Origin of the sequence: Kitasatospora sp. NPDC056731 (assembly GCF_040687675.1) — a bacterium.
Taxonomy (GTDB): domain Bacteria; phylum Actinomycetota; class Actinomycetes; order Streptomycetales; family Streptomycetaceae; genus Kitasatospora.
Window position 1 is genome coordinate 1 of record NZ_JBFBNR010000101.1, and the last position, 2,265, is coordinate 2,265.

General features: G+C 68.3%; 2 protein-coding genes. Both read right to left on the minus strand.

What is annotated here, in order from left to right; translation table 11 throughout:
• Positions 1-72 precede the first annotated feature (72 nt).
• Entirely contained in the window at positions 73-900 is an 828-nt protein-coding gene (gene istB / locus AB0R04_RS38830) for an IS21-like element helper ATPase IstB (RefSeq protein ID WP_363378888.1), read from the minus strand.
• The gene (gene istA / locus AB0R04_RS38835; protein WP_363378890.1) at positions 900-2,165 is read right to left on the minus strand and encodes an IS21 family transposase; all 1,266 of its coding nucleotides are present in this window, start codon (positions 2,163-2,165) and stop codon (positions 900-902) included. The genes istB and istA overlap by 1 nt, the downstream gene beginning before the upstream one ends.
• Positions 2,166-2,265: the final 100 nt, after the last annotated feature.

The window sequence follows — 2,265 nt, forward strand, 5'->3', positions numbered from 1 at the left end:
TGTCGGCGACGGCTGAACCGTGACCCACTCTGGCCGGTCGAGTTCTGACCCTCGCGTCGTTGGTTGTCTTGGTTAGTTGTTGTCGGTGGTTGAGGTGGAGCCGCGGCCGAGTTCGCGGCCCTTCATGCGGTAGGACTCGCCCTTGAGGGAGTGGACCTCGGCGTGGTGGACGAGTCGGTCGATCATGGCGGCGGCGACGGTCTCGTCTCCGAAGACCTCTCCCCATCGGCCGAAGGGCTTGTTCGAGGTGACGATCACGCTCGCCCGTTCGTATCTGTTCGATATGAGCTGGAAGAACAGGTTGGCGGCCTCGGCCTCGAACGGGATGTACCCGACCTCATCGATCACGATCAACGGGTAGCGGCCGAGCTTAACCAGTTCGTCCTGGAGCCGGCCGCTGTGGTGGGCGGCGGCGAGCCGGTCGACCCACTGGGCGGCGGTGGCGAACGCGACGCGGTGTCCGGCCTGGCAGGCCCGGACCGCGAGCCCGGTGGCGAGGTGGGTTTTGCCGGTCCCGGGAGGGCCGAGGAAGATGACGTTCTCCTTGCCCGCGATGAAGTCCAATGTTCCCAAATGGGACAGCTGTTGGCGCGTCAGGCCGCGCAGATGGGTGACGTCCAGCTCCTCGATCGTCTTGATCGCGGGGAAACGGGCGGCGCGGACGCGGCTCTCACCGCCGTGGCTGTCGCGAGCAGAGACCTCGCGTTGCAGGCAGGCAACGAGGTATTCGGCGTGGGTCCAGGACTCGGCCTGAGCGCGCTCGGCCAGGCGCTCGGCGGCGTCCAGCAGGGCAGGGGCCTTCATCGCGTGGGCGAGGAAGGCCAGGTCGGAGGCGGTCTGCCGACCGGTTCGGGCTGTGGAGACGGCGTCAGGGGTTGCGGGGGCGGTGGTGCGAGCCATCAGGTGTCCTCTTTTCCGGCTCCGCCTTCGATGAGGGTGAACATGCGGTCGTAGGTGCCCAGTTCGCGTTGTTCGACCTCGATGCCCAGGCTGTCGGGGTCCAGGGCCGCTGCCCGTGCGCTTTGGGCTCGGGCGGCCTTGAGGTGCCAGACCTCGCCGCGAAGAACGCTGGCCGCAGCGGCGTGGTCCGGGTCGGTGATCGACTGGTGCTTGGCCCAGCAGCGGGCGTGTCGGGCGACGACGTCCTCGCCGGCGATGACGATGACCTCTTCGTTGTCGGCGCGGACCATGACGCTGTGTCCGATCGCGCGTGGATGGACGGAGTAGTCGTTGGTGTCGACGCGGATGTAGTGGTCGCGGCCGATGCGGGTGTGGAAGCGCCACCAAGCGGGCGGGTCGACGGGTGGGATGGCGAGCATCGCGGCGCGGTCCGCCTCCCACCGGTCGGCAGGGCGGGCGGCGATCGTGCGGTGCTGGCGACGGTTGGCGATCTGCAGCCAGGAGGTCAGCTGGGTGTTGAAGTCGTCGGGGCCGGTGAACGTGCGGCCGGGCAGGAAGCTTTTCTCCAGGTAGCCGTTGGCGCGCTCGACCAGGCCCTTGGCCTCGGGGTCGCGGGGCCGGCAGAGGCGGATCCTGACTGCCAGCAGGCCGGCGAATGCGGCGAACTCGCTGGTCAGCCTACCTCTGCCGACTCCGGTCTCGTTGTCCCAGACCAGTGTCTTGGGGACGGCGCCCCAGGCGGTCAGCAGGCGCCAGTGGCCGTCGATCAGGTCGCCGCCCTGCCGTGAGGGCAGCATCCGGGCAGTGATCACACGCGAGTAGCCGGACACGATGACCAGCACCGGTGGGCGGCCCGACTGGCCGTAGCCCAGCGGGATGTCCACCGGCGGGAACCACAGGTCGCACTGGGCGAGCTCGCCGGGCTGGTAGACGGTCCGCGAGACGGGGTCCACCGGCAGATAGGCGGGCCGCAGCTCGCGCACCCGTTCCTTGAGAATCGTGATCCCGCGTTCCCAGCCGATCCGCTCGGCAATGACCGTGGCCGGCATCGTCGGGGTCGCTTTGAGAAGCTCGCGGATCTCGGGCTCGAACGCGTCCACCGCCGAACCCTTCAACGGACGCTGGTAGACCGGCGGCCGATCGCCGTCCAGAGCCCTCTTCACCGTGTTCTTCGAGATGCCCAGGTGCCGGGCGATGGCCCGGATCGGCATGTGCTCGGCCCGGTGCAGCCGACGGATCTCGGCCCAGTCCTCCACGGAAATCACCCTCTCCTCCTGACCTCTGAAGATCAGGATGATCAGACGACTGCGAGGTGGGTCCCATTTGATCCGCCGTTCAGCGGTCAGCTTTCACCCGTCGCCGACA

Excerpts from the sequence above, each read along its gene's own strand:
- istB (WP_363378888.1), bottom strand. The coding sequence starts at position 900 with ATGGCTCGCACCACCGCCCCCGCAACCCCTGACGCCGTCTCCACAGCC.